Raw genomic sequence first — 24,797 nt, 5'->3', positions numbered from 1 at the left:
TTGGTTATTGCCGCAGTCAATGCCGTCTTGCCATGGTCAACATGACCGATCGTCCCGATATTCACATGCGGCTTGGTTCGCTCAAACTTTGCCTTTGCCATAAAAAATCCTCCTTTTCCCTTTATATTAATATATAGAAAATAATCTAAACTTTAATTATATTTAACTTTTGAAAAAAGTCAAGAGAAAAATGCACTATGGTTTTTACCTTAAACCCGGCTTACATAGAAAACCCTTAATTATAAGTACATATATTATAACCAAAATTTGTCTTAAGTCAAGCATCTTATCACCTGTGTTCTCTCCAATTTATAGAACTCAAATTAACATTATTTGACAAAGATAGCGGATTTTCGATATTTGCAGTAGACTGAAATTTGAGTAGATTGTGAATAACCGAAAGAATAAATATCTTCCTCCTCGTTCAAGGGGGAGAAAAGCAGTAAAGAGGATTCAAACACTTAAGTGCTTGACTTTTGTTGGATTAAAAATATAATAAATAGTGGTTCTTCTATTATTTTTCTTATTCAACCAGAGCCCGGTTTTGATTGAGAGTTTTACCAACTCCCAATTCCCCCCTCCAGCCTGGGATACTTTAAAATCAGGGGCGAATATGACCACCTGGTACCGCTTTACATACGGCACTGCTATTCCTGATTCCTATCATGTTAGACAGCGTGTTTATGATACCTCAGATACTTTGAGGACTGGCTGGTCAATATTATTGACTCCAGTGATGGACTTGACTGCCTATAATGGTTCTGAGAGTCTTTATTTCTGGTATAGATTTTCGCTCCCAAATAATAATATGGGTGCGGATGATACCATTTATATAGAAATAACAAATAACGATGTAAATTGGTGGAGTTTATTGAAGATAGATGTATCTGCTGATACCAATGTTTGGCAGATTGCCCGGCTCAGCCTTGCCAGTTATGATACTTTTGCAAATGCAAGATTGCGTTTTAGATTTGAGGATAAGCCAAATGGCTCTTTAGGCACATCAAATTGTAATTTCTGGCTTGATTCAGTCAAAGTTATTTCTTATTATATTGATACGATTCCACCCGTTATTTTAAATACCTATCCGGCAAATGGTGATACGAATATTGGAGTTGGTTCAAATATTTTAGTCTATTTTAATGAGCCGATAAATCCTGCAACGATAATTCCCTCTGCATTCAATATTGCAGGGAGTTCATCAGGGTTCCACTCGGGCACTCTGGCCTATGATACCTTAAATTTTGTGGTTCAGTTCAATCCAGATAATAATTTTGATTTTGGTGAGACAATCAGTGTCTGGGTATACGATACAATTAGAGATCTATTTGGTAATAGACTGGATGGCGATAATAATGGCATTCCTGGTGGTAATTACTATTTCTATTTTCTGACAGCCCTTGCACCCGACACAATCCCACCCGCACCGGTAAATAATCTTGCAATAACGGATATAGGAATAAATTATGCGAAATTGCGCTGGACCGCGCCGGGGGATGATGGAAATTCAGGTCGGGCAAGTTATTATGATATAAGGTTTGCGAATTTCCTTATAACAGAGAGTAATTTTTATTCAGCCAGTGAATGTACAGGAGAACCACCGCCTTCAAATGCCGGACAGATAGACTCTTTTATTGTTTACGGTCTTGCACCTGGTACCCGCTATTATTTTGCCTTGAAAACTGCTGACGAAGACTCAAACTGGTCTTTGATTTCAAATGTTCCTTCCTGCACAACCCAGACGCCGATAGAAACCCTTCTTGTATTAAATGAATTCTTGCCTGACCCGCAGACGTTTGACCACAACAATAATGGTAATTATAATGACCTTGATGAAGAATTTATTGAGGTTTTCAATAAAGCAATTTATAATGTAAATCTTTCCAGTTATAAAATAAGGGATTTTGTCGGTTCCCATACTTTGAATATCCCGAGTTTTTCAATCCCTGCCAATGGTTATCTACTTTTATACGCAAGCGGTGAGGCACTCTTAATAAGTGGAGACGGTGATACATTGCAGACTACAAACTGGACTGGAAACTGGGTTAATTTAGATAATACAGGCGATACATTATATTTTTATGATAATCTTAATAGATTGATTGATAAAAAAGGATATCCAGGCAATAATGTCATTCCTGATTTTTCTATTGCCCGATTGCCTAATGGTAGTAATACCTGGATAAATAATGCATTCCCAACTCCGGGCAGAAATAATGGGATTGAATATGTCTGGCCTATTTCGGTCGCATTCAAAGACCTGGATTCAAATTTTATTCCCGACCTCCTTGATTCCACAGTAACAATATGTGGTGTTGTGACCGTTCCTAATGGATTATTCTCAAGTCGGGAGGCATATATCCAGGATAACACCGGTGGGGTTTGTTTATACACAACTAATTTCCCGATTCCATTAAATTACGGAGATAGTATCATCGCAACGGGCAGGGTCGCTCAATATCGGGGTAAGAATGAGCTAACAAATTTTACATACCAGGTATTAAAACAGGGATGTGTAATTCCAGCTCCTTTTGAGATAAATGGTAATATTGCCAATACTGAGGTATATGAAGGCGCTCTGGTTAAAATTCGTGTTTCTTATTTTGGTGGTTTCCTTCTTTCGGCAACATCTTATACTGCCTATGATATGGCAAATATTCCTTTTAAGGTTTATATCAATGCAGGAACAAATCTTCCGGGGCATTTAGCACCAATTGATACATTTACCCTTGTTGGCATAAAAAGCCAGTATACGACAAGTTCAATTCCCAATGATGGTTATGAAATATTGCCCAGGGATACATCGGATTTTTCACATTTATTCATTATGCCTGCATTGAAGACGATTATGCTCTGTCAGACCCCGGGAGGTGATGGTGTATCATCAAAATATGTTGATAGTATGGTGGTTGTTGAAGGGGTTATCACCGGACCGAATTATGTATTTTCCTCGGGCAATCCAAGTTTCTATATACAGGATAATACCGGGGGAATAAATGTTTATAATCCCCAGGGTGATTCCCTGTTTGGTAGATATATTGATTCTTTAGGAGCAAGGTTTAGGGTCTTAGGAAAGGTTACCGAATATAATGGACTCACTGAAATTGCCAATGGTTACGCCTGGTTTCTTGGTATGGATACAGTCCCATTACCAAAATTCCTTGAGCCAAATCGTTTTTTGACAGAATCAATGGAAGGTAGTTTGATAAGAATAAGAGGGGTTATTAAATCAACCCCGTATCAGACCGGTGATGGTTATAACTTTGAAGTTATGAGCGGCGATTGTGGCATTGCAGTTAGATTTACAACAGGTAGTGGTATCAGTCCTGCTACGATAATCAAAGGCGAGATAAAGATATTTACCGGGATTGTGGGACAATATGACCCTGAATTGCCCTACACAACCGGTTACCAACTATTACTAAGATTTCCTGATGATATAAAATCACCTGATTATGACTCAGCAAGCAGTGAGCCTTTGATTGAAATCATTGGACCAAAGACTTTTTTGCCAGCAAAAGGTGAACAATTGCATTTGAAGATAAATTCACCACTTGATTATACGCTGAATCTCAGGGTATATGATATGTCAGGCAGGATGGTCAGGGAATTATACGATGGTGCAGGTGGTCCGCAAGAGATTTACTGGGATGGCAAGGATGATTTAAGAAGACAGCTAAAGGTTGGGATTTATCTATTGAATCTTAAGGCAAAGTCCCTGAAAGGCAAAACAATATTCAAAAGGACCCTGGTTGTGATTGGAACCGAGTTTTAAGGAGGATGATTGGAAATTATATTGACTATATGTCTTTTCCAGGCATTTGAACGCTATCAGGTATCGGCATATAACCAATCTTTATCTTTTGCGTGTGTTGCTACAGTTCAGGGTGTTGATGCATTGAGAATAAATCCTGCCGCACTTGCTTTATTAAACAAAAATAACATAAATGCAGGTTATGAGTATACATTTTCTCATATTGAAGGATTACAAAATATATTCTTTGGTTTTGCAAGACCATTATTTTATGGTGGTCTGGGCATTGGCATTAGCCAGTTTGGTTTTGAAGAACAGAAAGAACAGGCCATCACAGCAGGATATGGTTTGGGTTTGAACAAAGATTTTTATGTAGGTGCATCTTTTGACCTATATATGATACAGAACAATAGGACAGGGACTGGCATATCCTATGGTTTTAATTTTGGTATGCTTGGCACCTTATCAAAAAAATGGTTTCTTGGTGTGTACGGGCATAATCTCAATCAACCCCAATTTGGAATTTCGTATTTGGGCACGTTGCCAGCATCTTTCCAGGCAGGCATTGGATACAAGCCGTTTGAGGATATTACTTCAGAAATTGATTTGTCAATCTCGGACAGAAATATAAGATTGCATACTGCAGGCCAATTTTCAATTATGGACTTTTTGAATTTAAGGACTGGTTTTAAAACCAATCCCAATTCCTTATCAGCAGGATTGGGTATAGATTATAAAAACATAAAGATTGATTATGCGTGTGAGTATTTTGTTGACCTTCCTTTGAATCACATTGTTTCAATAAATTTTGAATTTTAATGATGCTTTTCATTTTTCTTATTTTTACAAACAACCAGATTGACCTTAATAGGGCAAAACTTGAAGAAATATACAGATTGCCCTTGGATTCTGCTCTTGCCCAGATTATTTATAATCATCGTCAGATTTATGGTCCTTTTAGATCGGTATACGAATTGCTCAATGTGCCCGGGATGGATCCTGAGAAATTTGAGAAGATAAAGTCGCTGGTAAAGATTGCAGTTCCTTTTCCACCAAGGGTTGAATGGGGTTCAATCATTGCTGAACAGAAGAAACTTGCGAGTGAGGAACCGCCTTCAAAGAGTGCGATTGATGAATGGGAAGATCTGTTATTTTCGCCATTCAATATCAATAAAGCCCGTTATGATGATTTAATTCTTATTGACCGTATGACACCGATAGATGCCCAGGCAGCTTTGAAAACAATTTCACAAAAGGAGATAAAATCGTCGCGCGATTTGAGAAGGGTGAGTGGATTGAGTTATTATAGTTATGTCTCACTGAGAAGATATGTCCAATATACCGATACGATTGATAAAAAATTTCATGGTACAGCAAGAATTAAGATTGAAAATAATAATCGCCTTGATACTGGTGAAGGTGATGAGAATATCGCCACCAGAATTTCTTATCTTGAACAGGCAAAATTAGAACTTGATAATACAATATTGAATTTAAAAAATTATTATGGATGGCAGGATGATGCGTGTGAAGGATTGAGAAAACAGATCGATACTTCGGTTATCTTATTAAAACAACTTAAAGCCGAGCCAGAATATTCATTAAGATTGAAGGGAAATTATGAAAAGAAATTGAGACTGGGAATTATTCATCAACCGAATAAAGATTTCACTAAAGGATATATTGGACTCGGTGATGTCGGACCGATTTATAGATTTTATCTGGGCAATTTTCGGGTTGTCTGGGGTGAAGGGATAATGGTTGATAATACAGATGAATATCGGGCGCGGGTCTTTTCAAGGTCAACAGGTATTTATGGTGATTTGACAGAAGCGAAGAATTATGTATTTACTGGCACTGCCGGGAGTTTTTTTCTACCATTACCGAAGAATGCAGGGAATATCAAACCTTCGTTTTTTTACTCCACTGCCCAGCGTGATGCAATCTCAAACCCTGATGGCACGGTCTGGCGCAGTATCTTTAATTTCTATGATTTTGATTATCTCAAGAATCAATTGAATGAGCAGGTTGCTGGTGTGAATCTGAGAATCTCGCCTTTGGAAAAGATCAATCCTGGCACATATATCGCACTGGAAGGAATGGTTCTCGATTATCCTGAGGATAAAATAAACCCTGACCCGAAATGGATTGATATACCACTTGACAAATATGACCCCTGGTTCTATCCGGAGATAACACAACTGTCAAAGAGTTCAAGAAGATATTATTATGGTAGCGAATTCTCAGTTCCTTTTAAAAATATCTATGTATCTGGAGAATATGTAATACAGAGAGATACGATGGCGAATAAATCAGTTGCCTATGTTTTCAAATCAAGGCTCCAGTATGATTATTTTTATCTCAATGTTTTATACAGATATTTCAGTCCAGATTATGATAATCCTTTTAATCGTGGTTTTTCCGAATACCGGAGGTTTGAAGATACACCATTTGAAAGACCTTATGCACTTGTGAATCCCGAATTTATTTCTATGTATGACGACCCAACACCAAAACCAGAAAAAGGCATATTCTTTGAGACCCGTTATCAACTGACCAGAAATATTACCTTGACCCGTGCGTATCTGGATTTATTTGAGAATGTGTGCCATAATTTAAACAATCTAAGAGGATATTTTGAGTTTGAATTCCAGCCGATTTTTCCGGTTAGGATAAGGTATTCGGAAAAATATATCAGAAAATATCTGCCGAGGATAATCCAACCAACGCTTTCTTATACCCTTGAAACCTCAATCCGTGTATTGTTTTATCTTTCTAATTTTGATAATCTCGGGATAGAATACCGGAATGGTAATGTCTATATGACCGCCTCAGAAAATGAAGATATGGAACTGAGTGGTGGATTTTTGAATCTTTCATATGAACATAATTTTTTAACTGGATTTTCGGTTGAAGGTGGATTGGCTTTGTGGAAGACCGATGGAATGAGCCAATGGATATTTGAAGATACGGGTATAGATTTTCTCTCAGATAGGGGAATAAAATATTATATTGTTGCATCTCAGAAAATCGGAAATCTATTGACCAAATTTAAATTTCGTAAGAAAGAGACTTTTATTGAACACAATGGATTATTCAACAACCCTGATTTATACTATCCAGATTTACCCGGTGTCAGGGTAGATGATTTTGTAAACCACGAAAATAGCATTCGCATAAACCTACAAATAGATTATTTGTTTTAAAAAAACAAAAATTTCTGAATTCCTAAATACCTAAAGATATAGGCGTTATGGTTTAAAAAATAAAAGTCACCCATTCATCACTTAACAAAAGATCATTATATAAGTTCAATTAAAGAATTATTTTTCAAACGGACACAAATGGGGGGCAAATCTCTACATTCTACACGTGTTGGTTTAATCGTCGCTATCTTAATTGTGTGTAAAAATTATCTTTGGCGTGTTTTGATGCGTGGGGTTAAGATTATTTTTGATTCAAAAACGAGCCCTTGACATTTTGTTTGATGTTTGTATAATTCGCTATGGTGATTAAAATTACAAAACTTATAATTTTAATAATAGTATTTAATGTAGCTCTTTATGCCCAGAAGACACAGGATAATATTAATGTTCAATGTACAATTTGCGACTCACTGACGAAAGAACCAATCCCATATGTTCAGGTAAGATTTGAAAATCTAAATAAGTCTTTCACTACCAGGCGGAGCGCTTTTTATCTTTCATTACCACCGGGCAAATACGATATTATTCTTGAAGCCCCTGATTATGAAGTTTTGCAAAGACAGTTTACGGTTTCTGCCACGAACAATAATTTTATCTTTGAAATGGTTAAATTATCAGATAGAAAAAGGATAACGGAGCATTATCATAAATTCCATACCCGCCTTGATTCTTTTAATTATCTGTTGAAAAATATGGAAATACCGCAGGCAAAGCAGGTTTTAACCGAACTTCAAAATTTCGCCAAATACGGATTAAAAATTGACGACAAAGTATTGCAGAATTTTTATTCTATGGAGAGAAAATGGCTTGATAGTATAATGGCACTGGCGCGGACAAATGAAGATTCAGCAAGGTACGCAGAAGCCTTTTATTATTATCGTAAGATTGCGGAATATGACTCCACCCAGACCGAGGCATTGAATCGTATGAAACTGATGGATTCTTTATTGGTCACAAAAAACATGCCTAAGACTACAACCAGTCCAGAAAATTTAGTGAAGAAATCCAAAACTCCTGAGGAGATAGAAGCGCTTTATAGGGCGGGAGTTGAAAGATTTATCAATACCGAATACAAAGAGGCATTGAAAATTTTTAAAGAAGTTCTTAAATACGACCCAAATCATACCAAGGCACAGGAATATCTGAGGAGAACTGAGGCAAGGATAAAGATATTAGAGAATAAAGAATTGGGGTACTGACCAAAAAGTGTGTTGTATAAATTGTGAGTTAGATTAATGTTTTTTCAAATTATAAATACAATTATGTCAAAAGGATCAAAAACAGGGAGGAGATATGAATGAAAAAAGATTGTTCATTTTCATAAGATTGATGCAGATAAAAATTTTATTGCTTCTTATGATAATATCCTCCTTTGCCGAACCTCTAAATTACACTGCGGGCTACGGCGAGATGGAGATGTACGAAAATTATTATTTTAATCACAAACCGGTACCAAGAGATACTTTATGGCCAGAAATCCTATTGGCTGCTGGAATCAGTCTCTCTGCCAATGATACACTTAAGCCATATCTGAAAACATTCGTTGACCGTAATAACAAGATGAGTGGCGCCGGGTCTCAATGTGTCTGTTTTAAGCGTAGTGCTTCAGATACCAAAGACCGGACAATAACTTTGAGTTTTCCTTATATTGACACCACAACCTATAGAACTTTTGGAATTGGAACAAACTTTCCTACAGGAGATAGCCTGCTAATCCTTATATGCCTTAAAGCCGATAGTGTTCAAAATGTAAGCTATCGACTGAGAATTCAGATAAATTCAACATATACTACGTTTTGTACTTTTGATGGCAATACCGATTGGATTACAGTCCCTGTTCAGATATATCTTAGTGATACAATCTGGCGGGTACGACCGATTATAGATTTGATCGTCAACAAGAACGGTAGTAATTCAGTTAAATTGTGGGTAGATAATCTGCGGATGTATGCCCGTACCCAGAATGGTAGTTTTCGAACATTGCCGATTTTACCAAAGGCAAATTTTAAATTAGTCAGTTTTCGAAGTGAAGCGCCGGATTGGATAACCGCGATCGCGAAACACGACTTATTTAGAGGAGATAAATTAGCGTTCTTTCGCTTTGGGTTAGTTAAACCAGAAGCTGAACTTTTTCATTATGTTATGACCAGTGCTGCCTACATCAGATATACCGTAACCAATAGCGGACAAGATACTATATGGCGGATTACTTATCTCGGCGGTGGGGATTTTTATCCTCATAGTTATATTAAGGATTCACTTAATTGGGGTTTCATCAGAGATTCACTTGGTAGAGTTGTGTCTCATATCTGGCCTTTTAATGATACAAGTTTTTCCCGGGAAGATTATGTTCGTTATGGGAGTGATGGCGAATATGTTAGGAATATCTTTTATAAAAACCTGAGATGGTTATACGATAGCGTTTATACCATCTACAAACCTACCGGATATTATTTTGATAACTTTCTGCATCCAATTAGTATGGTCCCTGATGGTTCCCCAGATTATGAAACGAACACAATTAGAAAGCAAAAACATTATGAATTTACGCAAATGTTAAAAAATAGATTACCCGAAATTCCATTTTTTGCTGGATTATCTGCCGATTTGTTTGATAGTTACAAAAATTATGTTGATTACATCATGCGTTGTTCATTTACTGTTTCATGTGAATTCGGAGCCGGTAAATGGGTATCCCCTAAAACTACTTATGACTGGATAAAGATAATCACACAAAATCCACAGAAAAAATATGTTCTACTTGCGGGTGTGGTTAATGACCAACAAATATTATACACCGCCGCAGCTTTTTATATGGTCAATGGAGAGAATGTGTATGTACTTATGCATGATACTTCGGGTGGTAAGTATTGCCACTATAGTTGTACGATATATCCGACTTATTATTATCTCCCTATCGGTCACCCAACTAATTCATATCAAGTGGTTGCCATGCAAGATTCGTCAAAAGGATTCGTTTTTCTGAAACGCAATTATAATAATGGGGTGGTTTTACTAAATCTTGATACATTGAACGCGTACCAGTATGTATTAGAACAAAGTTATTTTGACCATAATAATAACTATTATGATTCAGGTGCAGTGATTACAATTAATCCACGTTCTGGATTCATTCTTATCGGTCCTGAGACTATTAGCGATAAAAATAGAAAATTGTTTTATGTACCAACATTTTTTAATAATAAGATAGAAATAAAATATTTTAGATTTGTAAAGAGTGGTCTTACATTGAAACTTTACAATGCCCTGGGTGCACTGGTATTTAAATCTCATTTCAAATGCACTGAGACATTAGTAATCCAGGATCAAAAAATAGCGGAGTTGTCTGAAGGGACTTATTATTTGCATATTTATTCTGGTCGGAAATTACTGGGTAAAGCAAAATTGATTAAACTTAGAAATAAGATTGAGTAATATATTCAATGTTGTTGCCATATTTTAATTTTTAATCAAATGGTTACTCTATAAAGGATTTGAGGATATAAGATTGTCTATTAAGAAATTGAACAGTCGAACTCTTTTTTTCTTACCTTTGGATTTTTATTAAACATCAATAGAATTTACCATAGAATAATATTGTTCCGCTCTATTTTGCAATTAAAATTGACAGTGAGAAAAATGTGGTTATAATTAAACCATCAAAAAGGAGCTTATAATGATAAGAAAAATATTTTTTGTGACAATAATTTTCTGTTTGATATTCGGGCAGGAAATTTCTCGCCTACCGCTACTGCCCTCCGAACTTCAAGTCAAAAATATTATCTTTTTCATTGGCGATGGGATGGGTATTGCCCAGATTCAGGCCGCAAGGATAAAGAGCAAGGGCGCCCTGGGTAGATTAAATATGGAACTGATGCCGGTGACGGGACTGGTTAATACCTGTGCGATTGACAAATTGATAACTGATTCTGGGGCTGGTGGAACAGCCCTGGCATCGGGTATAAAGACCAAAATCGGCGCAATTGGTGTTGATTCTGCGGGCAATGCTTATCGCACAATCCTTGAAGTGTGTCAGAAGATAGGAAAATCAACGGGCTTGGTTGTGACTTCATCAATTACCCATGCTACACCTGCGACATTTGCTGCACATGTATTAAGTCGTGGAGATGAATCTGAGATTGCTGAACAATTAATCTATAATAAAGTGAATGTACTACTTGGTGGTGGCAAGGCATTCTTTCTGCCCAGAAAAGTCAAAGGGAGTAAAAGAAAGGATGAGCGGGATCTTATTAGAGAAGCAAAAAGACTGGATTATTTTTTTGTGGAAGATAAAAGGCAATTGCTGAAAGCCGATGGTAGTTATATACTCGGGCTCTTTCAGATGGAGCATATGAGAAATGATTTAACTGAACCGACACTTGCGGAGATGACAAAAAAGGCAATAGAGAGCCTCAGTAAAGACCCTGATGGGTTCTTTTTGATGATTGAGGGGAGTCAAATTGACTGGGAATGTCATGGAAATCAAATCGATAGGATGATTGATCAGGTCTTACTCTTTGATGAGGCAGTAAAGGTGGGGCTTGATTTTGCACTGAAAGATTCGCATACCATCGTCATCGTGACCGCCGACCATGAGACAGGTGGTCTGGGAATAATTGGAGGCACACTTAGGGGTGATGAAATAAAATGCAGCTGGTTGAGTTCAGATCATACTGCCTTGATGATTCCGCTGTTTGCCTTTGGACCTAAGGCAATGAACTTTACAGGAGTCCATGAGAATAATGAAATACCGCATATCCTTGCGGAAATAATCAAGATTGATAAATTTCCCCAAAGAAATTAATTCTTTATTCATAAACCATACCATTCTATCTTAGTATTAATAAAAATAAAATATAATTTTATTCGTTAATTTCATTTATTTAAAAAATTATTTCTGAGGCGTGGTATGAGGAGCGGACAAGAGGCCCACTGATCATATATTTTATTCCAATTTCTTCGCCGATTTTTTTAAATTTGCTGAATTCTGCGGGCGTGTAATATTTTTTGACTGCAATGTGCCGGCGCGTGGGCTGTAGATATTGCCCAATCGTTACGATATCAACCTGGGCATTTTTTAAATCCCTTAGTGTTTCAATGATTTCATTTTCTTCTTCACCCAGACCAAGCATGAAGCCGCTTTTGGTAATTGCTTTAGAATTTAGGTCTTTCACTATCTTTAATACATTCAATGAACCTTCATAACTACATCGTCTATCTCTTACATAAGGTGTTAGTCTTTTTACAGTCTCCAGATTGTGTCCAATGATGAATGGTTTAGCGTCAATTATTTTTTTCAAAAGTTCTGCTTTGCAGTTGAAATCCGGGATCAGCACCTCAACCTTGGTTTCCGGATTTTTTTCTTTTGTTGCTTCAATTGTGCGGGCATAATGACCGCTTCCTAAATCTTTAAGGTCATCGCGGTCAACTGAAGTTATTACCACATAACGCAACCCGAATTTTTTTATCACCTCCGCAACATTTTCCGGTTCTGCAGGGTCTAAATATCCTTTTGGATTACCAGTAGTGACTGCACAGAATCTGCAGGCACGGGTGCAGATTTTTCCCAGAATCATAATTGTTGCACTCTTTTTTGCCCAGCATTCGCCAATATTGGGACAACGTGCCTCCTGGCAGACAGTTGAAAGATTATACTTTTTTAGGGTTTCAAAAACTTCTTTAAATTCATTACCCGAAGGAAGTTTGACCTTTAACCAGTCGGGTTTTTTAAGTAAGTTCATTTTTAAAGTATTTGATTTATTGAGCGGGTTTTTGTTTGTAGACGGTTTTTCTTCTTATTCTTTTATAGCCGATATAAAGAAGTATGACCATCATCGGCAAAAATATACTGTTGGCAAAACCCATATACCAGTAGGGCTTTTCTTCTTTTCTAAATTCAGTGTCGTCAGGTGATTGGTAAATAACGATATCTGAGTTCATAGCACTCGGATAATCATAGGTCCGACGGAGTTTGGTGATATAATCACCTTCTTTGATATAATCAAAGAGCACCGGAAAGTCCTTTTCAATATTTTCAAGTTCATCCTTTGAAATTCTATTGGCATATAAAAGTTCAGCATTATCAAAAAACATTTTGTGTTGGCCAATTACATAGAGATAAAGAGCCGTGTAATTGGCGGAAGTGAGTGAAGAAATCTTCATCGGATAGACAATTGTGTCCGTGGCAAATTTAAAACAAACACCGATATTAATCCCATAATAATTATAATTTGTATCAGCACGGGCAATAAGGAAATACTGCCAGTTACGATTTATATAATCCTGAAACATATTGCGCATTCCATCGGGCAGTGAATATCCGTTGTTTGTAAGCCAGTTTACAAGTGTATCAGGATTGTTAGTCTGTATCAAAACCGTCTGTAAGAAACCGATAGTTTTGAATTCAATAATTTTGAAATAATCGTCGCCATAATAATAACCACCTTCGCCATAATAAGGACCTCCGCATCCGCCGTAATTTTTTTGAATTGAACTGAGCATAGATAAATTTATGAATAGACTATCATTTATTTCGCTTACCGAAGGCAGGGATGGAAAAGGCACAACCCAGGCAAAGCCATTGTAGTCAGTTGCCCAGGCAACCTTAACCAGTATTGATAATTCTTCTGAATCCGGTAAAACCTTTATTATTGCAACCTGGTCTTGCCCGTAGATTTCTTTATTGATGGGTGGTATGATACCCCCATCAGCCCAGAGAATGGTTGAAATTATCAATATTAAAAATAATTGCTTCATTCTTTATTCCTTTTATTTGGTCCTAAAATAATACCAAATCCAACACTACTAAGTGAAACATACTCAGGCGAAGATGTATAATGCCAGGGAGGTCGTTCACCTATTGACTCAAAATTGATAAAATTTATCCAGAATTTTATGCCCGTCCTTATTCTGCCAAAATTATGCATTATATTGGTCCCCACACTCATACCCAAAGAATTTCTTTTATCTACTACTTTTATTACAGTACCACTATCTCCAAGAATGGGATATGAAAGATTACCGATATAATAACCAAATTTAACTCCAAATTCAATATAACCGATGCCAAAATATTTAACTTGCAATCCTACACCACCGGCATTGATTACCACAGGGATACCTGATTTTATGAAGTAAGGGTCAGCAAAAGGATAATCTTTTTTATAAAAATAATCAACATAAATCCCGCCGCCAAATGTTTTTTTATAAAAATCATTTTCAATTCCAATCTGATAAATTGTAGTAAAGTAGTCATCGGTATAATCATCTGTGGCAAGAATGTTTGCCGAAATATAAGGATTGAGAAATTGAGCAAAAAGTAAATAGATTATCATACTGATAATTATAATTACATATTCAATTTTGTCAACAGTTTTAAACCGTGAGTCCTTACTACTACCTCCCGCTTCAAGGGGGAGGCTTGCTATCCTCTATCTATAAGGGATATGTAATATCATTTTCTACTACAATTGTTCAATAGGATTGACCTCAGGATACATGCTTGACTGAAAAGAAATTTTTTGTATACTTATTGTGTATAGAAGGGAGTATTATGGGTTACACTTATTTTACTGTAATTATATTATTTTTCCAAAATCCATATAACACTTATGACTCTGTCTTCACTAATGTGTATGTGATTAATGCTGATCAAATTAAGAATCTACCAGTAAGTAATCTTGGAGAACTTTTGATGCTTGTCCCGGGTGTGAACCGAGATTACAAAACCTTCCATCTGCGTGGAAGCATTGGTGAGAGCGAAATTGCGTATTATCTTGATGGTGTTTCCTTTGCCGAACCTGAATATATAAATTTAAATGCGATTGAAAAGATTGAAATCCAGAAATCGGGGTTTTCTGCGGAATATGGTGCTGGGTTTGGTGGGATTATACATATTAAGACGAAGAAATTAAAGAAAAAGTCAATGAATGTAGAATATCTGACGGATGATTTTGTCCCTTTTGAAAGGCTGAACTTTGGATACAACCAATATGGTATAGATGGTCAGGGTAGGATAAAGGATAACTTATGCTATTTCCTTTCTGGAAATGCGGTCTACACCGATGTATCATCACCCGGATTTTACCGGGTTTTTTCATCCGGTAACTGTTATAATGGTTTGGTTGGTTTGACCTATTCGGGTAATGGTGGCAATAGTCTTTCTGTGCAGGGTTATACATTCCGTGACCAGAGAATTCTCTGGCATCCCAATATCATTGGCGCCAATGCTTATAAGTATTTTCTGCAAAAACCAATGGTCCGGGAAAAGGGAAAATCAATAATTATTACCGGTGATTTCTTGCTGGGTAAGAAAATGGTATCATCAATAAAGTATCTCATAACAATGGTTGATAGTGTATTTGGTAATCGTGATTATGAATGGGAAGAGAATAATGGTTATCAATGGTATAATGATTATCGCCTGAAGGCAGAACATCTTATCGCGTATTTAAAGAATAATCAACTATCTCCATCTGTTGTCATTCGCGATAGTTTAACAAAATATCACCAAGAAGGGGATAAGCGCAGTGAAAAATCGCTGCGTTATAATCCCTATGGTGTTAGGGAAATTTTTTACACCTATGGCGACTATCCTGCATGGTGTTATTGTAATTCAACGGTTCAGCAATTATTTTTAAAAATGAAATATTTTACTGGTAATCAAAATGAAATCAAATGGGGAATGGATTTTGCCTGGAATGAATTCAATTATTACAGTAATCCATTGCCCTGGTTTACCCAATCTTTATGGAATTACTATGAACGCACCCCGAGTGCAATATCAGTCTATCTTGAAGATAAATGGATAACAGAAAGGATTGGTATTTGTGCGGGAATAAGATATAGCCATTTTAATTACGGGCTTTATCAACCTTTGGAATTTGAGTTGCCGGGTGATGATACTGTTTTTACACTAAAAAAGAACTTCATCTCACCAAGAATAGGATTGGTATTACCGGTAACCAAAAAATTAGATATTTTCTTTAATGGTGGTGAATTCCATTATGAACCCGCAGGATATACCGGAAGGTGTGAACCGGCAAAGACAAGAATTTTTGAAATGGGTTGCAGATTGAATCCTATATCCAATATATTGATAACAAGTAACCTCTATCAAAAATATATGGTTGATTTGTACATTCAAAAAGTGGAGTATTATAATTATTATCCGTGGAACTACTTATATACATATACATTTACCTACATAGATAAGGCAGAGGCCAAAGGATGGGAGATGAATCTTGAAAAATTATTCGGTCAGTGGTTGTCCATCGGATTGAGTTATAACCTCCAATTTACCGAACAGATGCCGGTTTATGATTATAATTATTATTACTATTACTACGAAGGAAATGACCCAATAACTGGTGAACCAATCAATTATGAAAAGAAATATCATCCGTTAAATTATGATTGCCGGCATAGTTTAAAGAGTTTTTTAATTTTTAATATTCCGAAGGACTTCCATGCCCTTCTGAATAATTCTACATTTTCTCTTTTCTACTCTTTTTATTCGGGATTGCCTTATACACCAGAGGATTTAAGAGGACGACCCGTTGGTGATATAAATTCGGCGCGCATGCCGGCAAATAATAATGTGGATATGAAATATCTAAAAAAATTTAAGATTGGCCCTGTCTGTTTGTCTTTCAACTTGCTGATAAACAATCTTTTTAATACAAAGCAGATTGTTTATGTTTATCCAACCACGGGAAAACCGGATGACCATGGAGACCCTGAGCCACCAATTGGTCAGTTTGGCTGGCTTTCAATTTCAAGTTCATATTATTCTCCACAAAGCGACCATAACCATGATGGACTCATCACACCGGTGGAAATGCGCGATGAATATTTGAAGGCAAGGTATGATTATTTTACAAATCCACTCCATTATGCGAATCCATTCCGCATCAGGTTGGGGTTAGGTTTAGAACTCTATTGAAATTAGTGCAGTAAGAAAAAACGAAAAATTCTGTTGCAAAAAACAAAAAATTAATTCAATACCGAACGAAAATTGATTGTGCATTGCTTGACATTAACACGATAATGGTTAAAATAAGATGAGGTGAATATGGAACTTATTGTACTCTTTTTCTTAACGCAGGTTGATTTAAATGTAACTTTTTATGAGAAACAAGTGCCATTTGATGTTGAGGCAAAGATATATGAGATTGATAGTGTATTTGCCCAGAAACTCGAATTTTTCAAAAATTACCCTGCATTGCAAAAGGCATTATTATTTCTGCAACCCGATTCTTCTTATATTATTGAGATATATTCTAAGAAAGACGGTATTATCATTCGCGAAAAAGTAAATGTTCAGGCAGACCAGATTATACAAATCCAGAAGGAGATTGTCTCATTACGGGAAAAAGAAATACCAACAGTTATTTTAGACCGCACCGGTTACGGAGAGTTTTTAGGGGGTTCGTTTGTCTTTGCCTATTGTATCCAGGCACCATTATCAGTAATGGCAGTAAATCCTGATAACAGTCGGGTGGGTGTTGCTGTTTATATGTTATCAAGTTCTGCGGGGTTTGTTATTCCGTTGCTTTTAACAAAAAATTGCAATGTTTCAAAGGCACATGCCAATATGTTCATGTATGGTGGTTATAATGGGCTTTATATCGCTGGTGCCTTAGCATCAATCGCTGATATGAATGTTTTGGAGGGGACCGGTGCCTTATTTACGCTTGCGGGCAGTGTGGTTGGTGAATATACAGGTTTTCAATCGGTTAATAGGTTTAATCTAAGTATGGGTAGGGGAAATACAATTATGATTATCGGTGATTTTGTTGGTGCCAGTAGCGCAGGATTAATCAGTCTGTTTGATAACTGGTCTGACCCGACATTTAACCATAGGCATTATTTAGCAAGTTCAATCTTCGGTATTGGTGCAGGAATTTTCTTAGGCTCCGAAGTTACGAGAAAAGTTAATTTGGCGGATGGAGATTATTTGATTTTTGGAAATTGCGGAATTGTTGGTGCGGCTTCATTGCCTGTGCTTTTGTCATATTTTGACGATGGCCATGGCAGGGTTTCTGGTAAGATGTATATTTCCGCCGGTATTACAGGACTTGGTCTTGGTTCAATATTGGGATATAAGATTGTAGAGAACAAAGATTTCAGCGAATCCGAGGCAAACATTATCGCAGTAGGCGGCGTCGCCGGTTCACTGGCAAGTGCGGGATTGATTTTCCTTGCCGGCAATGAAAATCCAAAGGTCTACTGGACAGGAGCCATTGCTGGTGATATAATTGGTACTTTAGCCACTGCCTCATTCATAAAGGCAGGCAAATCAGACAAGCATTCAAAATTTAATTTCTATCCCGAAAATTTGATTGGTGCTGGATTATGCTACAAAAATAATATCCCGTTTAAAAATTTTCTTGTTACATACAGATTTTAAGAATTGGTTGAAGTAATTAAGCTGGCAGATAGGGTCTTTTAATATTCATGATACCATTGAATATACTATTATAAACTTCAGGATATTCAATTGAAATATCATTCAAGAAATTTCTGATTTTCTGTCTTTTAGAAATTTGATAATAAGGACATTTGTTTAAGTTTACAGGGATATTTAATACACGAGCAATAGAGTCAATAATTTTTTTATCAAGGTAATAAATTGGTCTGACAAATGAAAAGCGACCCTGGATTACTGATTGAGAAGGAACAATGGTAGATATCTCGCCATTATAAATAACATTTAAAAGAAAGGTTTCTACAACATCTTCAAGGTGATGAGCAAGTGCTACTTTGAAGATATTTAAAGATTCGGCATATTCAAGGAGTTTACGTCGCCGCTGTCTTGAGCAAAAAAAACATTTTTTTTCAACTGATTGCAAACGGCTGTCTATTTTGATGTTTATAATCTTACAGGGAATTTCCAACCATTTACAATAATTTTCAATGAATCCTGTGTTCCAATCAGGAAAGTCGGGACGAATATGACAGGCATATATTTCGTAGTTTTGATTGAATTTTTCATTGTATTCGCAGAGCAAGTATAGAAGCACAAGACTATCACTTCCACCTGAAACTCCAACAACTAACCCAGAATTTTTTTCTAAAATTTTATATCTTTTGATTACCTTATTGATGCTTGAGAGGGCAGGATTTATAATTCGGCTTAAGTTCGCCAAAGAAAAATTTTTATCTTAAAACAATCAACTGTTTTATCAAAACACCCTTTTTCGCTTCCAGTCGGTAAAAATATACACCATTGGGCACGAGTGCACCCTTTTCATCATCTGCATGCCAGGGTATGGTATGTGTACCTTTATTATAAAAACCACTTGCGAGCACCTTAACAGGTTTCCCAATGAGGTTATAAATTGTAAATGTGATATACATTGGTTCATTCAGGGTAAATTCAAATTCAGTATAATTGTCAACAGGATTCGGTCGATTTTTATTTAAGCTCATAATTTCACTTTTCTGTTGTTTAGGACGGGATAGAATTTTTAATATTTTTTCGTTCGGATTAAATAAAAGCAAACTATTATCATTAGGATATGCATAAATCTTTGAATCAGGAGTAATATTTTCCATTAGAATTTTATCTTCAGGTTCTCCATTGGGTTTTAAAATTAATATTGAGTCTTTAAACAAAATGTAATTTTTCCCGTCAATCCCGGTCGTAAAATCAATGATTTTTTCAGATGCACTATAAAACAGCCGATTTTTGAATCCTGTCGTATTCTTTAAATCGCTCGCAGTCCAGGTATAAATCTGATTATTATGCATTGAGTAAATGACGAATTCGGTTTTTTCATTAATCTTTGTGACAACAGAAAATTTTTCAACATTAGCAATTAGATTATTTATTATTTCATTTCCATCAATAAAGATTATACGATTGGGTTCCGCAATGGCGAGTATATTTTTTCTTCCCACCTTCACTGCTTCAATTTGAATGGGATTGAATAAGTTTAGTGAAGAGGCGGATGCTTCACCTTCTGATGAGAGAGTTAAGAGCTTATGGAAGTTGTCAATTATATAAAAATATTCGTTGCAAACCGCTAATAGTTCGCCTTCTTTTATCTCAGAGAAAAGATTTAGACTTTTCTTAGCGAAATCAACCTGTGAAATTGAAGATTTCGTTAAAATCCATACACTGCCGTCAATGTCAACTTTGACATCAGTAATTTGAATTCCTTTTGGCAGTGTTAACTCTTCACGCTGCTGCCATTCAGCAAAGGCAATCAAGAAAACAAAAAATATCACGATTAATTTTTTCATATACCCCCTTGTTTAAAGTAGCACATAGTCTTTGGGTTGGGATACTGGAAAACCCAAACCCTATCTTCACCGAACATGCACTCATTATCACTTCCTATTGTATATTATATTTATATTCTTTCTATTGTCAAGACTTAAATTTAGACTCCTATGGTTTAAAGTCAAACGGTATCTGGATGCTCTGCTCAAATGGTTCACCGTCTTTGGTCGCTGGTTTGAATTCCCATTGTTTTGCTGCCGCAATTGCTGCATCTTCACAGGCGGGATTGCCAAAACTGGAAAAGATTGTTGCCGATTTGACTTTTCCATCTGTACCAACAACGACTTTTACTACAACCTTACCAGTAGCACCTATTGCCCTTGCTGCATCAGGATATTTAGGTAAAACTTTTTTTATCGGCTCGGGTCTTGTTATTACTGATGGTTTTGGTGGTGTTGTCGGTGGCGGAGGAGGGGCTACCACGGTTGTTTCTTTTGAAGCCGCAGCGGCTTCTAAGAGTTTTTCCGGAGAAACTGCAGGTGTTGGTTTCGGGGTTTCTTCTTTCTTGGTGGTGGTAGGAGTGGGAGTAGTAGGTGTTACAGGAGTAGGTGTTACAGGAGTTATTGTAGAAGTAGTTGTGGGTGTAGGTGTGGTCGGTGTTGTCGTCGGTGTAACTTTGGCAGCGATTGTGACTCTTCTTTCTGCTTCAGGTATCCAGTAGGTATAGGCACTGGCGAGTGCGATACCTTCATCTGTACCTTTTACTCTTTTATAATTTGCAGCGATTTCATTGGGAACCACAAGGAAGGTATAGGGTTGGTCTTCATAAACTCTCTTTTGGAATTCACCCCAGATTTCTTTTGCTTTTCTTCTATCCAACATTAGAGTGCCGATATCTATAAGTGAATCTACCGCTGGATTTCTATAATTCACGAAATTAAACTTTCCACGGTTGGGGTCAGAATGCCAGTATAATGTTGGGTCAATCTTATCACCAACACTCCAACCCATAATAAATCCATCATATTTACGATTGAGGAGTGCAGAAATGAAGGAAGTCACATCCATTGTCTGCGCATTCACTTTTATCCCAAGTTGCGATAAATAGTTGGCAACAAAATTTAGAATTTGAACTCTTTCCGGATTTTCAACATTGGTGATAATGGTCAGGGTAATGTCTTTTCCGTTTTTATCAAGTATTTTATTGCGATTGCGATCTTCAAAGCCTTTATTTAAAAGAATATCTTTAGCCTTGGCAGGATTAAATTCTACAGGTGATACATTCTCATTAAATGCCCAGGATGATTGTGGTAATGGTCCGAGTGAAACCTGCCCCATTCCTAATAAAACATCATTCAGTATCTGGGTTTTATTTATAGCCATTGTCAATGCCTTGCGTATTTCTTTATCCTTCAGAAATTCATTTTCCAGATTCCAGCCGATATAAATGTAACTATTTCCTGGTTTAGAAAAAATATTTATATTTTTATTGTTGGAGAATTTTTTAGCGTCAGACGGTGTTAGATTGAGGGCGAGATCTATATTACCTTGCTCAAAGTCAGTAATCATTGTTTCTACATTGTTGTAAAATTTAATTACAATTTCATCAAGAGGTGGTCTGCCACGATAGTAATTTTCGTTGGCGGTGAGTGTTAAACCTGCATTGGGGATCCATTCTTTTACTTTATAAGGTCCGTTGCCCACGATCTTTGTTTTACCAAATTCTGCACCGAATTTTTCATAAATATGTTTGGGTACAGGCATTATATCTGAATCAGTAAGGAGATTTGCATAGACCTGGGTGAATGTGAATTTTATAGTATACTTATCTACCAGTTCTGCTTTTTTGATATATTTTAGAGAGGCAATGAAGGGATAATTTGTTTTTGGATCCTGCATCTTTTCATAGGTGTAAAGGACATCTTCAGCAGTCACCGGTTCTCCATCCCACCATTTTATATCCTTTCTAAGATAATAAGTAATAGAGGTCAAATCCTCTGAAAATTCCCATGAGGATGCCAATTCCGGTTTCATCTTTCCAGTATGCGGGTCAATTCTGTGGAGTCTCATAAATAATAGTTCAAGAATGTCGTTTGAACCTAAAACAGAGGGTTGTAGAGGTGAAATAACAGAAGGGATGTCTGTTGTCCCGATGACGAGTGTCCCACCCTTCTCACCCTTTAATGGTTCTTCTTTTTTTGCACAATAAACAATCAGACCAATGACGATTAATATTAACCATAATTTTTTCATTTTACCCCCTTTTTTAATTTATCTTTTACCCAGTTAAGGGTCTCATATATAAATACATTATATTCTAAAAAATATTCCTGTCAATATTGTCATTATAAGTGAGAATTTATATCTTTTCTTTGAACCACTCTATTACTCTTCTAAGCCCTTCATCAAGCTCCACAACTGGTTTCCAATTTAGAAGTTTTTTCGCTTTGGTGATATCAGGATTTCTTCTATGAGGGTCATCTTCTGGTAGTGGTTTATAAATGAATTCACTTTTACTATTACACAATTTCTTTATTTTTTGAGCAAGTTCCAAAATTGTAAATTCCTTAGGATTACCTAAATTGACTGGCATTGGATAATCACTCTCAGCAAGTTTAACAATTCCATTAACGAGGTCGCTTATGTAGCAGAAACTTCTCGTCTGTTTGCCATCTCCGAATATGGTCATTGGTTCGTTCTTTAAAGCCTGTTCAATAAAGGTGGGAATCACCCTGCCATCTCCAGGCCTCATTCTTTCTCCATAGGTGTTAAATATTCGCACAATGTTTATTTTTAATTTCAACTTTCTATGATAGGCAACAGTTATCGCTTCAGCAAATCTCTTTCCTTCATCATAAACAGACCTTATTCCAACGGGATTCACATTTCCCCAGTATTCTTCAACCTGGGGATGGATTAATGGGTCACCATAGACTTCACTTGTTGAGGCAAGGAAGAATTTGGCATTTTTCTTTAAAGCAAGTTCAAGCATATTTATAGTTCCAACAGATGCCGTTTTCATTGTTTCTATTGGATATTTTAGATAGTCAAATGGACTTGCTGGTGAGGCAAAGTGGAGTATAAGTCCTATATCTTTATTTATCTTCGGCATATCGCAGATATCGCATTTTAGAAACTGAAATTTTTTATTTTTGAAATTGTGTTTTATATTTTCTTCTTTGCCGGTTATCAAATTATCAACTGCGATTACTTCGTTTCCTTTATTTAAATAGTAATCTACAAGGTGAGAACCGATAAAACCTGCACCGCCAGTAATTATTACTCTCATCTGCCTATTCCTGCATAGATAAAACCTATCTTTCTCATTTCCTGCGGGTCAAAGATATTTCTGCCATCAAGGAAAACCGGCTGACGCATCTTTTCTTTCAATTTTTTTAAATCAAGATTCTTAAATTCGTCCCATTCTGTAACCAGCACCACTCCATCTGCATTTTCAGCCACGCCGTATGCATCTTTACAATATTCAATATCAGGCATTAATTCCTTTGCCCTCTCCATTGCGACTGGATCGTAAGCCTTTACAACCGCGCCTTCCTTCTTTAATTCATTTATTATTGTAATTGATGGTGCAAATCTCATATCATCCGTGTTGGGTTTAAATGAAAGTCCAAGAATTCCAATCCTTTTATCCCTCAGGTTCCATAATAAATCTTCAAGTTTTTTGACAACCCTCTTCATCTGCTCTTCGTTTATCCTTTCCACTTCTTTTAATAATCTAAAATCATAACCCAATTTCTGGGATATGCCGATAAAAGCCTTGAGGTCTTTTGGAAAACAAAAACCACCAAATCCCACCCCAGCATTGAGAAAATCCCTGCCAATTCTTTTATCAAGTCCAATACCTTCTGCAACCTTTAAAATATCCGCACCTGAATATTCACAGATAATTGAAAGGGCATTGATGAATGAAATCTTCATTGATAAAAAGGAATTTGAGGCGTGCTTTATTAATTCGGCACTCGCCAAATCGGTAATGATTTTTGGTGCATCAATCGGCTTATATAGTTCCAGTAATAGCTCTTTTGCCTTTTCGCTTTCAACACCGAGAACAACCCTGTCGGGCTTGAGAAAATCCTGTATGGCAGAACCTTCTCTTAAGAATTCAGGATTGGATGCAACATCAAATGCAACCTTTCTTTTGTTGAATCTTTCAACAATCGTTCTTATCCATTTTCCAGTCTGGACCGGGACCGTGCTTTTTTCCACGACAATTTTGTAATCTTCCATGGCTTCACCAATCTCACTCGCTACTTTTTCAACGCTTGAAAGGTCTGGTTCTCCATTCTCTTTTGGCGGTGTGCCCACAGCAATAAAGATAAATAATGACTCCCGAACACCTTCAGAAATTGAAGTTGTAAATTTTAATCTACCTTCGGAGACATTCTTTTTAACCATCTCCAGAAGTCCGGGCTCATAAATAGGGATCTTTCCATTCTTTAATATTTCAATCTTTTTTATGTCATTATCAACACAGACCACATTATGTCCAATCTCTGCAAAACAGGTTCCTGAGACTAAACCTACATAACCAGTGCCAATCATACAAACCTTCATATTCCTCCTTTTTGAAAACAAATATCTAAAATAT

16 protein-coding genes and 1 pseudogene are annotated in these 24,797 nt (G+C 36.5%); 8 read left to right on the top strand and 9 right to left on the bottom strand.

The genetic code is table 11. The features are described 5' to 3' along the window. On the bottom strand, positions 1 to 101 hold a 101-nt coding region (locus ABIL69_01295), incomplete at its 3' end, for a GTP-binding protein (GenBank protein MEO0122626.1). Between the two features lie 401 nt (positions 102 to 502). Between ABIL69_01295 and ABIL69_01290 the strand changes: the two genes are divergently transcribed. The 6 genes from ABIL69_01290 to ABIL69_01265 all read left to right on the top strand — a co-directional run bounded on the left by ABIL69_01290 (position 503) and on the right by ABIL69_01265 (position 11,764). Further along, entirely contained in the window at positions 503 to 3,775 is a 3,273-nt protein-coding gene (locus ABIL69_01290) for an Ig-like domain-containing protein (protein ID MEO0122625.1), read from the top strand. 9 nt (positions 3,776 to 3,784) lie between these two features. Further along, a complete protein-coding gene (locus tag ABIL69_01285) occupies positions 3,785 to 4,573 on the top strand; it encodes a hypothetical protein (GenBank protein MEO0122624.1) in 789 nt (262 codons plus the stop codon). Continuing rightward, entirely contained in the window at positions 4,573 to 6,960 is a 2,388-nt protein-coding gene (locus ABIL69_01280) for a helix-hairpin-helix domain-containing protein (protein MEO0122623.1), read from the top strand. The genes ABIL69_01285 and ABIL69_01280 overlap by 1 nt, the downstream gene beginning before the upstream one ends. Positions 6,961 to 7,259: 299 nt before the next feature. Next, on the top strand, positions 7,260 to 8,159 hold the full coding sequence (locus ABIL69_01275; GenBank protein MEO0122622.1) for a hypothetical protein: 900 nt from the start codon (positions 7,260 to 7,262) through the stop codon (positions 8,157 to 8,159). A gap of 94 nt (positions 8,160 to 8,253) precedes the next feature. Next, on the top strand, positions 8,254 to 10,395 hold the full coding sequence (locus tag ABIL69_01270) for a hypothetical protein (GenBank protein MEO0122621.1): 2,142 nt from the start codon (positions 8,254 to 8,256) through the stop codon (positions 10,393 to 10,395). A gap of 241 nt (positions 10,396 to 10,636) precedes the next feature. After that, positions 10,637 to 11,764 carry an alkaline phosphatase gene (locus ABIL69_01265; GenBank protein ID MEO0122620.1) on the top strand — a complete coding sequence of 376 codons (1,128 nt, stop codon included), beginning with the start codon at positions 10,637 to 10,639 and terminating at the stop codon, positions 11,762 to 11,764. A gap of 79 nt (positions 11,765 to 11,843) precedes the next feature. On the opposite strand, the pseudogene lipA reads toward ABIL69_01265, so the two are convergent. The 3 genes and pseudogenes from lipA to ABIL69_01250 all read right to left on the bottom strand — a co-directional run bounded on the left by lipA (position 11,844) and on the right by ABIL69_01250 (position 14,294). Beyond that, a pseudogene (lipA, locus tag ABIL69_01260) lies at positions 11,844 to 12,707 on the bottom strand (lipoyl synthase). A 10-nt stretch (positions 12,708 to 12,717) separates the two neighbouring features. Beyond that, a complete protein-coding gene (locus ABIL69_01255) occupies positions 12,718 to 13,716 on the bottom strand; it encodes a DUF2330 domain-containing protein (GenBank protein MEO0122619.1) in 999 nt (332 codons plus the stop codon). Continuing rightward, positions 13,713 to 14,294 carry a hypothetical protein gene (locus ABIL69_01250; GenBank protein ID MEO0122618.1) on the bottom strand — a complete coding sequence of 194 codons (582 nt, stop codon included), beginning with the start codon at positions 14,292 to 14,294 and terminating at the stop codon, positions 13,713 to 13,715. The genes ABIL69_01255 and ABIL69_01250 overlap by 4 nt, the downstream gene beginning before the upstream one ends. Before the next feature lie 218 nt (positions 14,295 to 14,512). On the opposite strand from ABIL69_01250, the gene ABIL69_01245 reads away from it, so the two are divergent. Then, entirely contained in the window at positions 14,513 to 16,903 is a 2,391-nt protein-coding gene (locus ABIL69_01245; GenBank protein ID MEO0122617.1) for a TonB-dependent receptor, read from the top strand. Positions 16,904 to 17,032: 129 nt separating this feature from the next. Beyond that, on the top strand, positions 17,033 to 18,370 hold the full coding sequence (locus tag ABIL69_01240; GenBank protein ID MEO0122616.1) for a hypothetical protein: 1,338 nt from the start codon (positions 17,033 to 17,035) through the stop codon (positions 18,368 to 18,370). Between the two features lie 16 nt (positions 18,371 to 18,386). Here the strand turns inward: ABIL69_01240 and ABIL69_01235 are convergent, their stop codons facing one another. The 5 genes from ABIL69_01235 to ABIL69_01215 form a co-directional block, all read right to left on the bottom strand. Further along, entirely contained in the window at positions 18,387 to 19,109 is a 723-nt protein-coding gene (locus ABIL69_01235) for an ATP-binding protein (GenBank protein MEO0122615.1), read from the bottom strand. Between the two features lie 10 nt (positions 19,110 to 19,119). Further along, complete coding sequence (locus ABIL69_01230; protein ID MEO0122614.1) at positions 19,120 to 20,208, bottom strand: T9SS type A sorting domain-containing protein; 1,089 nt, start codon at positions 20,206 to 20,208, stop codon at positions 19,120 to 19,122. A 148-nt stretch (positions 20,209 to 20,356) separates the two neighbouring features. Further along, positions 20,357 to 22,441 (bottom strand): TonB family protein, encoded by a 2,085-nt coding sequence (locus ABIL69_01225; protein ID MEO0122613.1) that lies wholly within the window; start codon positions 22,439 to 22,441, stop codon positions 20,357 to 20,359. A gap of 106 nt (positions 22,442 to 22,547) precedes the next feature. After that, on the bottom strand, positions 22,548 to 23,477 hold the full coding sequence (locus tag ABIL69_01220; GenBank protein MEO0122612.1) for a UDP-glucuronic acid decarboxylase family protein: 930 nt from the start codon (positions 23,475 to 23,477) through the stop codon (positions 22,548 to 22,550). Then, positions 23,474 to 24,763: a UDP-glucose/GDP-mannose dehydrogenase family protein gene (locus ABIL69_01215; protein ID MEO0122611.1), complete on the bottom strand. Its 1,290-nt coding sequence runs from the start codon at positions 24,761 to 24,763 to the stop codon at positions 23,474 to 23,476. The genes ABIL69_01220 and ABIL69_01215 overlap by 4 nt, the downstream gene beginning before the upstream one ends. Positions 24,764 to 24,797 lie beyond the last annotated feature (34 nt).

This window comes from candidate division WOR-3 bacterium (genome assembly GCA_039802005.1).
Taxonomy (GTDB): domain Bacteria; phylum Hydrothermota; class Tepidihabitantia; order SM23-42; family JAOAFX01; genus JAOAFX01.
The sequence above is the reverse complement of the archived record's forward strand: the minus strand, read 5'-3'. Positions and strand labels throughout refer to the sequence as shown.